Origin of the sequence: Massilia mucilaginosa, from assembly GCF_011682145.1 — a bacterium.
Lineage (GTDB): Bacteria > Pseudomonadota > Gammaproteobacteria > Burkholderiales > Burkholderiaceae_D > Telluria_A > Telluria_A mucilaginosa.
Genome location: NZ_WHJH01000008.1, coordinates 22,586 through 34,607 on the forward strand (window position 1 = coordinate 22,586; position 12,022 = coordinate 34,607).

At 66.5% G+C, this 12,022-nt stretch carries 10 protein-coding genes; 3 read left to right on the plus strand and 7 right to left on the minus strand.

Going from position 1 to position 12,022, the window contains the following annotated elements:
• Nucleotides 1-10: 10 nt before the first annotated feature.
• The 4 genes from F2P45_RS09570 to F2P45_RS09585 form a co-directional block, all read right to left on the minus strand.
• Entirely contained in the window at nucleotides 11-463 is a 453-nt protein-coding gene (locus F2P45_RS09570) for a hypothetical protein (RefSeq protein WP_166873411.1), read from the minus strand.
• A 27-nt stretch (nucleotides 464-490) separates the two neighbouring features.
• Nucleotides 491-1,990, minus strand: a complete 1,500-nt coding sequence (locus tag F2P45_RS09575; RefSeq protein WP_370663229.1) for a hypothetical protein — start codon at nucleotides 1,988-1,990, stop codon at nucleotides 491-493.
• Nucleotides 1,987-3,471: a hypothetical protein gene (locus F2P45_RS09580; protein ID WP_166873414.1), complete on the minus strand. Its 1,485-nt coding sequence runs from the start codon at nucleotides 3,469-3,471 to the stop codon at nucleotides 1,987-1,989. The genes F2P45_RS09575 and F2P45_RS09580 overlap by 4 nt, the downstream gene beginning before the upstream one ends.
• Nucleotides 3,472-3,628: 157 nt before the next feature.
• A complete protein-coding gene (locus F2P45_RS09585; RefSeq protein ID WP_166873416.1) occupies nucleotides 3,629-4,096 on the minus strand; it encodes a cache domain-containing protein in 468 nt (155 codons plus the stop codon).
• A 190-nt stretch (nucleotides 4,097-4,286) separates the two neighbouring features.
• Here F2P45_RS09585 and F2P45_RS09590 point away from each other — a divergent pair, with 190 nt between their 5' ends.
• Nucleotides 4,287-5,351, plus strand: a complete 1,065-nt coding sequence (locus F2P45_RS09590) for a M29 family metallopeptidase (protein ID WP_166873780.1) — start codon at nucleotides 4,287-4,289, stop codon at nucleotides 5,349-5,351.
• A gap of 1 nt (nucleotide 5,352) precedes the next feature.
• Here F2P45_RS09590 and F2P45_RS09595 read toward each other — a convergent pair whose 3' ends face one another.
• Entirely contained in the window at nucleotides 5,353-6,282 is a 930-nt protein-coding gene (locus F2P45_RS09595; RefSeq protein ID WP_229504995.1) for a LysR family transcriptional regulator, read from the minus strand.
• A gap of 109 nt (nucleotides 6,283-6,391) precedes the next feature.
• On the opposite strand from F2P45_RS09595, the gene F2P45_RS09600 reads away from it, so the two are divergent.
• Complete coding sequence (locus F2P45_RS09600) at nucleotides 6,392-7,231, plus strand: phytanoyl-CoA dioxygenase family protein (protein ID WP_166873419.1); 840 nt, start codon at nucleotides 6,392-6,394, stop codon at nucleotides 7,229-7,231.
• 18 nt (nucleotides 7,232-7,249) lie between these two features.
• Nucleotides 7,250-8,068, plus strand: a complete 819-nt coding sequence (locus F2P45_RS09605; protein ID WP_166873422.1) for an IolE/MocC family protein — start codon at nucleotides 7,250-7,252, stop codon at nucleotides 8,066-8,068.
• A 43-nt stretch (nucleotides 8,069-8,111) separates the two neighbouring features.
• On the opposite strand, the gene F2P45_RS09610 is transcribed toward F2P45_RS09605, so the two are convergent.
• Nucleotides 8,112-10,424: a sensor histidine kinase gene (locus F2P45_RS09610; protein WP_166873424.1), complete on the minus strand. Its 2,313-nt coding sequence runs from the start codon at nucleotides 10,422-10,424 to the stop codon at nucleotides 8,112-8,114.
• A gap of 417 nt (nucleotides 10,425-10,841) precedes the next feature.
• Nucleotides 10,842-11,927 (minus strand): HD-GYP domain-containing protein, encoded by a 1,086-nt coding sequence (locus F2P45_RS09615; RefSeq protein WP_166873426.1) that lies wholly within the window; start codon nucleotides 11,925-11,927, stop codon nucleotides 10,842-10,844.
• Nucleotides 11,928-12,022 lie beyond the last annotated feature (95 nt).

The following is a 12,022-nucleotide window of genomic DNA, read 5'->3' on the forward strand; positions in this document are numbered from 1 at the left end:
CGCAGGCCGATCAGCGCCGGCCCACGAACAGGGCGGCGCCAAGGGCGACCAGGCCGATCGCCACCAGCGGCGCGGTGATCGCCAGGGTCAGGAATTTGCTGGCGTTGATGAGCGCCAGCACCGCCGCCGCGCTCACGAACGACAGGCCGACGAACAGCAGCCAGCCGGCGCTGCCGGCGGTCGACGGCGCCACGCGCTTGACCACCAGGTGGTGCACGTAAGCGTTACGCACGAAAAAGTACACGATCAGCAGTACCAGGAACACGGCGCCGCCGATGGCCAGGTCGCGCGAGGAGGTATCGGCCGCTGGCGCGCCAAGCACCGGCGCGACTTCGATCGGCGCCTGCGTACTCAAGGTGCCATCGGCCTCCCTGGTGGTCTGCCCGGCCGGCGCGCTGCTGTCGCCGGGGAGCTTGAAACCGGGATCGGCGGGTGCGCTTGCGGGAGCCTGGGGATTTTGCATGAAGATCGTCCTGATGAGAGTAAAAGTTTAGCGGCCCAGCCGAACCTGCGCGCCTTCGCGCAGGTCGATCAGCCGATGGCCGAACAGCGTGGTTTTCAGTTGCGCCACCTTGTTGCCCGCCTTGTCGTAGATCGGCTGCACGGTGCCGGCGCGCGCCTGCATGGTACGCAATTCGTCCTCCACCGTCACGTAGGCCTTGCGCGGGCGCGCCATGGCCAGCATGGCCCAAGCGGCCGCGCCCAGCAGCAACAGCGCCGCGCCGATGGCCGCCAGCAGCGGGCCGACGCCGTAATGGACGCGCACTTCGAGCGGCAGCGCGACGCTCGACGCGTCGATCTGCGCCGGCGGCGTAAAGATATCCGGCAGCGGGTCGCCCGGGAACAGCGTGGCCATGCGCTGGCGGAAGGCCTGCGACAGTTCCAGCCGCTGGCCGCTCAGTTGCAGTTCGATCCGCCCCGGCAGCACGTAGGCCGATCCGGCCGAGGTAATCGCGTCGAGCGACCATGTGCCCGGCAGTTGCGCCACCGGCAGCTGCATGGTCGACGCCAGCGGCGCGCTTTTGCCAGGCGCCAGCTGGCTGACCCCGGTGCTGGCCAATGAGATGGGACGGTTTTCGCCGCCCAGCACCGAGCGTGCGCCCAGGGTCGCGCTGGCGATCGTGTAAGGGTAAATCGTGTTCTCCAGATTCCACTCGATCCTGGCGGCCGGGGCGCGCGTATCGGCATCGACAGCGACATGCAGCACGCCGCCGGGCGCCATCGAAAACGCCACGCCCGGCGCGTCGCTGACCTTGCGCGGCACCAGGCGCACGGTATCGCGGTCGAGCGGTTTCAGGCGCGCGGCCGGTTCGGTGATGACGCGCTGCAGGCGGCCCGACGCCAGCAGCGCATCGAGCTCGCGCGCGCCCTGCTCGCCCACCGCGAACACATACACCATCAGCCCATTGGCGCGGTACTGCGTGCCCTGCACCGGCATTTGCAGCGGGAACGCGAGCGCCTTGCTGATCGCGCCGCCACGGTGAATCAGCTGGTAAAAATCGCGGTTGCGCAGTGCCGTGGCCTGGTCGTTGTTCGGGCTGTTGCGGTTGTTCGTGACCAGCCACACCAGGCCCGGTTTGCCGCCCAGCGCCGTGCCAATGGCCGAACTGACGGCTTCATTGAGGTCGGTGTCGGCCAGCGCGGTGCCGCCCGGTTTGCGTGCGACCTCAAGGGCTGCGAGCGCGCTCACTACCGCGCGCCGGGCCGGCACCGGGTCGACCTTGAGCGAGAGCAGCGCCCTGGGCGACGGCGCGCCGGGCAGGCTCTGGTTGAAGGCGGCCAGCACCATCGGGTCGCCCGGGCCGGTGGCGGCCATGATGATTTCGGCCACCAGCGGCTTGAAGGGCGAGGCCGGGTCGGTGTAGAACGGCTCCATCCAGCCGGAATTCTGGACCAGGAACACGTGCGAAGCGGCCATGGCGGGCGCGCCGGCGCACAGCAGGGCAACGCTGGCGGCAAAGCACGCGTAGCGCGACATCGCGCGGGTCACGGCAGTGCGTCCAGGCGCCAGCCGCGCACCTGGTTCCAGTCTGGATGGTGCAGCCACAGGCAGTTGTCGTACACGAAGGGCACGCACTCGAGCGGATGCGCCAGGCGCGCGATGTCGTCGAGGATCACGTTGCGCTTGCCGATCCATTCGAACGTGGTGCGCGCGATGATGCGTCCGGCCAGCGCATCTTCGGCCATGCCGGTGTACTGGTGAAAGCGCAGCACCAGGCCACTGGGCTGGCTGCGGTTGTTGTTAAAGCCGCGCAGCAGCGGCAGCACCATGGCGTCGTCGTCGTGCGGATCTTCGACGTGCTCCTGGCCCCACGGTTCGCCCACCACCGCGTGGCCGCGCCGGAACAGCAGGCTGGCGAAACCGAGGCGCGCGCCGCTCAATTCTTCGCGCTGGCCGGCCAGCTTGCCCAGTTCGAGGAAGGAATAGGCCTGGCCGTCATGGCCGATCAGCCACAGGCGGCCGTCGCGGCTTTGGGTGGGGCCGCCGAACTGCAGGCGCGGCGACCATCCGGGCGGCCACGCGATCCATTGCGGCGGCGCGCCGGGCTGCCATACCAGCTGGCCCTGGGCGTGCAGCCAGAACAGCTTGCCGTCGTAGCCGACCGGGCGCGCCCATTGCCCGGCCGGCGCGTCGCAGTCGTAGACGACTTCGTCGCTCATGTCGCTGTGCGCGCTCCACAGCTGCGTGCCGGCCTCGCCGTTGACCAGGCAGGCCACGTGGCGGCGCATGGCGCCCGGAGCGCTGGCGAGCAGGCCATCGAACACGGTCTCGGTGCGATAGGTTTCGCTGACCGGATTGATGAACAGGCGGCGCAGGCCACGGTCGGTCGGCACCAGCCCCACTTCGCCGCGCTGCGGATCGCTGGCCGGCAGCCAGGCGTAGGACGCGGCCGCGACGCCGAAGCTCAGGTCGGAGGCATTTTCTTCGGGCGCCATGATGTGCCAGGCCTGGCCGTGCGGGTCCCAGTACTGCAGCACATTGCGGGCGTGCGCCAGCGCGATCAGGCGCTGCGCAGGAAAGCCGAAGGCGCCGGCCGCGAACACGCAGTGCGCGTTGGGCGGGGCCGGCATGCTGCGCTCGGGGCGGCCGGGGGCCGGTGCGGGCGGGCGTTCTTCGAGGGTCTCGCCCAGCGCCAGCGCGGTCACGTTCAGGCCATGCGGCACATGGCGCGGCAGCAGCTGGTCAAGCCATGGCCCCCACCAGTCGGGCGGCGTGCGGGCGCGGCCGGCCAGTTTGTCGAGCGGCGCGCCGCAGGTGGGGCAGAAGGCGAAACCTTCGGGATAGATGGGCGAACAGTCGCAGGACAGCGGCAGCGAGGCGCCGAGCAGGTGCGCGATATCGGGAAGGCGCCCGCGCGGCTGCGCCTGGCGCTCGATGCGCCCGAGTCCCTCGCTCGACGCCAGTTCAAACTGCGCCGTGTGTTCATCTTCCAGCCAAACGCTGCCGGGCGTTTCCCATCGGTGTGCCATCTCGCTTGCCGCCATATATGTATAAGAGTTGCGGCCCGTCGATGCGGGCCGGTGTTGCTCTTCAAATCATAGCGCAAACGGATTGCATACGCGGTTTATTTACAGGGTACCGTCTCGTGGCATAAGGGGGAGCGGGGCAGGATGCCTGGCGGACGCCCTACTTATAGGTACCCACGCCGATCAGCACATCGCCATTGCGCTCGACGTAGGTGTTTTTCTCTTCCATGGCCTTGGTGATCGAATTGGGCCACTTGTAGCCGAACCAGCCGGTCCCCGCAGGGCTCTTGGCGATCTTGATGAATTCACGGATCGGAAACACCTCGCCGGCCTTCAGGTCCATCAGGTTCTTGCCGACCATCTTGGCATTCTGGCCGTGCGCGAGCGCGGTGCCGTCGAAGGTAAACATGAAGACGTACAGATCACCCTTGATGAACTCGCCCTTGGGATCGTTGAAGGCGGCGATCGCCTTGTCGCGGCCGTTCTCGTTGACATAGGCGCTGGCCTTCTTGACCATGGCCACCGCTTCATCGGCCGTACCGCGCTTGGGGGCATCCTGCGCGCTGACGGCGCCGGCGAGGGTCATGGCAAAAACAGCGAACAGCAGTTTCTGGAAAAGTAATTTCATCTTTGTCTCCTGGAATTTTTCGGATGGATGGGTCCGGCCTTGAACCGTGTAGTTTTACCCGACGTTAACATAGGCCCGTCGGGTCATCGCAATAAATTACGCAAAGCATTATTGCTTCGACAAGGAAGTGTGGCTCCCAAGCAAAACCGGGCACGTATAATGGATGCCATTGACTACCTTGCAGCGCACCATGACCTCCCCTGACCTGACCGCCGCCCCCTGGGGCGCCATTCCCGCGCACGCCGTCGATGCCGCCACCGCCCACCTGCGCGAGGTACTCGCCACCGTGGTCGAACACGGCCCGGCGCAGCGCGCGCTGGTGGTATACGACCGCCGCTCCGACCTGGCGCGCGCGCTCACCGCTGGCTACCGCCGCAACCTGCCCGACGCCGTCTTCATCGACTTCGACACCGTCGCCGCCGGCGAGGTGCTGGCCGCCTTCAAGGGCATGGCCGCGCACGACCTGGTGGTGCTGATCCAGTCGACCAACTTCCGCCTTGAAGCCTTCCGCATCCGGGTCGAGCTGTTCAAACTGGGACTGAAAGTGATCGAGCACGTGCACCTGTCGCGCATGCCGGGCGCGCAGGGAGAACACTACATCGAATCGCTGGCCTACGACAGCGCCTATTACCGCGGCGTGGGCAAGGCGCTCAAGCGCCGCATCGATGGCGCCTCCATGGGCGTGGTGCACAGCGGCGGCGAAACGCTGGTGTTTGCCTCGCCGTTCGAATCGGCCAAGCTCAATGTGGGCGACTACAGCGGCATGAACAATGTCGGCGGCCAGTTCCCGATCGGCGAAGTGTTCACCGAAGCGCAGGAACTGGAAGCGGTCAACGGGCGCGCGCGCATTCACGTCTTCGGCGACACCTCGTACATGGTGAACCGTCCCGAGACCCCGATCACGCTGATCGTCGAACGCGGCCGCGTGGTCGGTACGGAAAACGCCACGCCGGAATTCGAGCAGGTACTGGAGATCATCCGGCTTGAGGAAGGCGAGGTCTGGCTGCGCGAACTCGGCTTCGGCATGAACCGCGCGTTTACGCGCGAGCGCCGCGTCAACGACATCGGCACCTATGAGCGCATGTGCGGCATCCACCTGTCGCTGGGGGCCAAGCACGGCGTGTACCAGAAGCCGGGCTTCAAGCGCAAGGATGCGCGCTACCACGTCGACATCTTCGCCGTGACGGAAGCGGTGTACCTGGATGATGAACTGGTCTACCAGGACGGCGCCTGGCTGGTCGGCGCCGAGACGTAGATTATGGAAGGACGCCGGCCTGCGCCAGCGCCAGATCCCACGGCGCCACGCGGTATTCCTCCACCAGGAAATCGACCAGCGCCCTGACCTTGGGCGAGAGCTGGCGGCTGGCCGGGTACAGGGCCGACAAGTCGTTCAGCGGCAGTTCCCAGTCCGGCAGCACCGGCACCAGGGCCCCGTCGATCAGCTTTTGCCACGCCAGGAAAGTGGTGTTGTAGACAATGCCCAGCCCGCGCTCGGCCGCCTGCTGCAGCACCAGCCCGCTATTCGCGGTAAACACGGCGTTGACCCGCACCGTGCGCCGTTCGCCGCCGCGCGTGAAGTGCCAGCTGGTGCCGTCGGTCAGGTGCGAAAAGTGCAGGCACTGGTGAGCGAGCAGTTCCTCCGGCGTGTGCGGCACGCCCCATCTGGCCAGGTAATCCGGACTGGCGCACAGCACCCCGCGGCATGGCGCCAGGCGGCGCATGGCCAGGCCGCTGCTGTCCGGGATGCCGCCCACGCGGATGGTCAGGTCGAAGCCATGGCGGATCGGGTCGAGCAGCGCATCGTCGACGAACAGCGAGGGCGTGAGCAGCGGATGGCGCAGGCTGAAACGCGCCACCGCGTCGGCCAGCCACGCGCTGCCGAAACCGGACGGCGCCTGGATCCGCAGCGCCCCGGCCAGCTCGGCGCCGGCCGGGCTGATGGCGCGCGCCGCCTCGCGCGCCTGTTCCACCGTCGCCTGGCATGGCGCCAGATAGGCATGGCCGGCGTCGGTCAGGCTCACTTCGCGGGTGGAGCGGTGCAGCAGGCGCGCATCGAGCATCGCTTCGAGCTGCATGATCTGCTTGCTGACCATGGCGCGCGTGACGCCCAGGCGGCGCCCGGCGGCAGAAAAACTGCGCAGGCGCGCCACCTCGACAAACATCTCCATTGCGCGCAGTTGATCCATGCGCCCGATTGTCAACCGGATGGCGACAATCTGTCAACCGATCCGGCGATTGCCGGGCTCTCGTGCCGACCCTACAATGGCAGCTTCCACCATGGCAGGAGCCACACCCATGCTCAGCACCGAACAACGCGACCAATTCCAGCGCGACGGCTACCTCGTCGTCCCCGGCTTCAAGACCATGGACGACATCGCCCGGCTGCGCCAGCGCGCCGGCGAGATTGTCAACGAATTCGATCCAGCCCAGGGCCGCTCGATCTTCACCACACGCGACCAGACCACCGCCACCGACGACTACTTCCTGCGCTCGGATAACACCATCCGCTGCTTTTTCGAGGAAGAAGCGTTCGGTCCGGACGGCCAGCTGCGCCAGCAAAAGGCCCTCTCGATCAACAAGATCGGCCACGCGCTGCACGATCTCGATCCGGTGTTCGACGCCTTTTCGCGCGACGCGAAACTGGCCGCGGTGGCGCGCGACCTGGGACTGGTCGACCCCAAGGTGTGGCAATCGATGTACATCTTCAAGCAGCCCGGCATCGGCGGCGAAGTGCGCTGGCACCAGGACGCGACCTTTTTCGAGACCACGCCGGTCAGCGTGACCACCTTCTGGTTCGCGCTGGAAGACGCCACCATCGATAATGGCTGCCTGTGGGTCGAACCGGGCGGCCATCGCGGCCCGATGCGCGAGCGCTTCGTGCGCCATGGCGACGACATCAGGATGGAAACGCTCGACAGCATGCCCTGGCCGGACGACAGCACCGCCGTGCCGCTCGAAGCGAAAGCCGGCAGCCTGGTATGTTTTCACGGACTGCTGCCGCACTACAGCGCGCCGAACCGCTCGCCGGTGTCGCGCCATGCGTACACGCTGCATGCGACCGACGGCACCACCGCCTACTCGCCGCAGAACTGGATCCAGCGCGATGCCAGCTTTCCGGTGCGGGGCTTCGAATAAATTATGGGGACCCAGGCGATGGACATCCGCATCTTCGCCCCGCACTGGGGCAGCAACGAGCTCGCGCCCGCCGTGTTCATCGCGCGCGTCAAGGCGGCCGGTTTCGACGGTATAGAAATGTCGCTGCCTTTGGATTGTGCCCAGCGCGACGACTGGACCGCGCGCATCGCCGACGCCGGCCTGCTGCTGATCGCGCAGCAGTGGGAAACCGTGTTCCACCCGGAGTTCGAAGCGCACCGCGAGGCGCTGGCGGCTTATCTGGCCAACGCCTGCGCCGCGCGTCCGCTGTTCGTCAACACGCACACCGGCAAGGACTTCTACACGCATGAACAGAACCTGGAACTGATCGCGCTGACGGCGGGCATCGCGCGCGAGCACGGCGTGCCGATCGTGCACGAGATCCACCGCAGCCGCTTCTCGGGCCATCCGATGCTGCTGCTGCCGTACCTGCGCGAGCTGCCCGGACTGGAACTGACAGCCGACCTGTCGCACTGGTGCTGCGCTTGCGAATCGCTGCTGGAGGACCAGCCGGCCACCCTTGAGGCGACCTTGCCGCATGTGCGCCACATCCACGCGCGCGTCGGCCATGCGCAGGGACCGCAGGTGAGCGACTTCCGCGCACCGCAGTTCGGCGCCGAACTGGCGCGCCATCTTGCATGGTGGGACCGGATCGTGACGCTGCGCCGCGCCGCCGGTGCCGAATTGACGACGCTCACGCCCGAATTCGGACCGGTGCCGTACACCCAGACCCTGCCGTTCAGCGGCGAGCCGCTCTCGAACGCGTGGGACCAGAACGTGGCGATGCTGGGCCTGCTCAGGGAACGCTACGCCGCCTGAACCGGCATCAACGGCCAGCACCAACTTCCCCGGCGGGACACCCTTACATCAGCAGCATATTCACCTCGGCCGCCTCGCTCTCGCGGTTGGGCGCCTTGCGCGGAATACGCACCGTGACGCTGGTGCCATGCTCGGGCGACGATTCGATCTCGATGCTCCCGCCGAGCATGCCGGTGACGATGTTGTAGACGATATTCATCCCCAGCCCCGAGCCGCCCTGTCCCATCTTGGTCGTGAAAAACGGATCGAACACCTGGTGCAGGATCTTGGGCGGCATGCCCACCCCATCGTCGCTGAAAATGAGCAGCAGCTTGTCGTCCTCGATCTCGCGCGCGGTGATCGTAATGAGCGCGCTGGTGCGCCCCTCGAACGCGTGCAGCAGCGCGTTGTTGATCAAATTCGACAGCACCTGTCCCACGCTGCCCGGATAGGAATCGAGCAGCAGGCTGCCCGGGCCATCGAAGCGCGTCTCGCAATTGGCTCGGCGCAGCTGCGCCGCGTAAGTCGCCAAGGTGTCGCGCACCAGGTCGCACAGATCGAAGCGGCGGCGCTGGTCCGAGGTCTGGTCCACCGCCACCTGCTTGAACGAGGTAATCAGGTCGCCCGCGCGGCGCAGCGAACTGGCCATGATGTCGCAGGCCAGGCGCGTATCGGCCATGTGCGCCTCCAGCGCCGAACGCTTGATGCCGCCGCCGGCGTACTTGCGCTCGAATTCGGCCACCATGTCGGCCAGCGCGGTGGCGGTCAGGAGGCTGTTGCCGATCGGGGTATTGAGTTCATGCGCGATGCCGGCCACGAGCGACCCGAGCGACGCCATTTTTTCGGACGTGATCAGATTGGTCTGGGCCTGCTTGAGCGTGGCCAGCACCGTCGACAGGTCGCGGTGCGCGGTTTCGACGTTGGCCTTTTGCTGTTCGAGTTCGGCCAGGCTGTGCTCCAGGCCATCCTTGGCGTCGACCAGCGCCGCCTCGGTGTGTTTGCGGTCGCTGATATTCTGGATCACCCACACGCCGCCCTTCGACAGGTCGGAGGCGTCGAGCGCCTTGCCGTTGATCAGGCACCAGATCGTGCTGCCGTCCTTGCGCATCAGTTTCAGCTCGCCCTGCCAGCGCCGGGTTTGCGGATCGACCGCAAACGGATCGGGCGCGCCGGCCGCCGCCGCGCGCGAAAGCACCTGCGTCTGGCTTCCCGCCAGCTCGCCCGGCGCGTAGCCCATCATCTCCTCCATGCCCCGGTTGCAGCGCATGATCACGCCGTGCGAGAACAGCGCGATGCCGACGTTGGCGCTGTCCTGGAAGGCGCGCTGCTCGTCGAGCGTCACACGCACCTGCTGCGCCAGGGTGCGGCTGCGGCGCGAGGCGATCATCAGCGCCGCGATCAGGGTGCTGATCACCAGACCGCCGGTGGCGATGACCAGCGCCGGCCGCACATCGCGGCTGTAGCGGCTTCCGGGCAGCGCCTCGAAGCGCATCACCCACTGGCGCTGCGCCACGTTCAGGCGCGCCTCGGTCTGCACGCCGGGCAGCGGCGGCGCGGCGGCGCGGGTGGTATCGAACATCACGTTCGAGGTGTGGAAGGGCGCGGCCGCGCCGTCGGCCAGATTGCCGGCATCGTGGATCCGAAACGCCATCTGGCTCAACAACTGCGGCTCGATCACCTCGTGCATCAGGTTCTTCACGCGGAACACGATCGCCACCATACCCACCAGGGCGGCGCGCCGTTCGGCCACGGTGGTCAGCGGCACGTTCTGGCGGTAGACCGGCGCGCGCGCCACGAAGCCGGGCTGGCCGCTGTCATCCTGCACCAGTGTGATGCGTTCGGTGGCGACGATCTCGCCGCTGTCGCGGCCCGATTCGACCGCCTGCAAATGCGGCGGCAGCGCGGCCAGATCGAGGCCGAAGGCGTTCTCGTTGCCCTTGAGCGGCTCGGTGTATTCGATGATGAAGTGCTCGGCGCGCGCTACCTGCGGATGGACGGTGAAGCTCGGATAGCCTTCGGCAACCAGGCGCGTATCGCGCCGCACGGACTCGGTGAAGCGGGCCAGGTCGGCGGCCGGCACATGGCGCACGAACTGGATCGCCTGGAAGCCGGGGTAGCGCGTGGTCAGATTAAGTTCGCGCACGAAGCGGGCGAACTGCGCGCGGTCGACCTGGTCGTTGACGGCGAAGGCGCCCTTAATACTGAGCAGCATGTCGAAATAGGTTTGCAGGCGCACATTGGTATCGGTGGCCACCTTGTCGGCGTCGCGCTGGAAGGCGGCCGCGATGCGCGCCTGCTGCGCATCGAGCACGGCAACGCAGGTCCACATGGTCAGACAAATACCGACTGCAAAGGCCAGGTATCCTTGAGTCCGCATCGGTTCGCTCCACGTTGTACCGAAGGCCGGGCGCGCCCGGGTATGCGAGTTGACTATAGCATATTGGTATGCGGAAATCGCACAAATGGCGCGGCCCAACAACACTTCCCGACACCCCAACTTCCTACAGCCGTCCCTCTCAAGCGCCTACAACCGGGGTCAGAGCTCTAATTCGAAACATTGCCCGACGTCAGACGTTACAAAATCGTGGGCACGCTCCGGTTTTGCAAAGAAGACGGTTTCAAAGGCGGCGATCACGGGCAAGTCGACGATCACGTCAAGTCAACAGCCTGAGTCATAGCTCGTAAGCACAAAAAACCGTGGCAAGCCAGGAATGTTTCGCCGGCGTTGCACGGTGTTTGGCACCACCACTATGTCGATTTTGAAAAAGTTGCAAGTCAGAGCTCTGACCCCGGTTCAGGGTGGCGGAAACGCGGTGGCGATGGCTTTGAAGCGTTCTTCGATGGCGAGCATGGCGTCCACGATGTCGGGATCGAAATGTTCGCCGCGGCCCTGGCGGATCAGCTCGACCGCAGTTTCGTGCGTGAACGCCGGCCGGTACACGCGCGCCGTGGTCAAGGCGTCGTACACGTCGGCCACCGCCATCAGCCGCGCCGACAGCGGAATCGCGTCGCCCGCCAGCCCTTGCGGATAGCCCGATCCATCCCACTTTTCCTGGTGCGACCAGGCGATCTCGCGCGCGCAGCGCAAAAAGCCGTTGCTGCCGCCGAGCGTGCGTTCGACGCCGGCAATCGCGTCGCGCCCGTACACGGTATGCAGTTTCATCAGCTCGAATTCGCTGTCGCTCAATTTGCCCGGCTTGAGCAAAACCGCATCGGGCACGCCGACCTTGCCGATGTCGTGCAGCGGCGCCGCCTTGTGCAGCAGCGCGATGGCGTCGTTGGTCAGTTCGGCCGTGTAGGCCGCTACAAAGCGCAGCTCGCGCGCCAGCGCCGTCACGTAGCGCTGCGTGCGCAGCAGATGCTGGCCGACGCCGGGATCGCGCGACTCGGCCAGCACCGCCATCGCCAGCACGGTCGCATCCTGCATCAAGCCGGCGTCGCGCACGCGCTCGGCCACCAAATGTTCGAAATGGCGATGCTGGTCGCGCAGCATGCCGTCGGCCGCGCGCAACTTGAGCTGCGTGGCCACGCGCGCCAGCAGCGCCGCCGGCGTGAACGGCAGCCGCACCACATCGGCCACGCCGTCGCGCCACGCGCGCTCTTCCAGCTGCGCGCCCTCGTCTGCGATGAGCATGATCACCGGCGTCTCGCTACTCAATACCTGGCACTTCAAGCCGTGAAACACGCGCAGGCTGTCGGCATCGGCCAGCGCGCCACCGAGCACGATCAGGTCCGGCAGCGGCGCCTGCTGCGCGATGCGCAGCGCGTCCTCGCCACTCCTCGCCAGCCGCACGTGATAACGCTCCTGCAACAGCTCTTCGATCAGTACAAGGTTGTCGGATACGCCATCGACAATCAGGATGCTTGCCTTGAAATTCATGTCCATTCCGCCACGCCTCCCCGCGCCCGCATCACCGCAATAATCGGCCCCGGCAATCATAGCCTGCGCCCGCGTGTATGTTTCAGCTTTTTTAC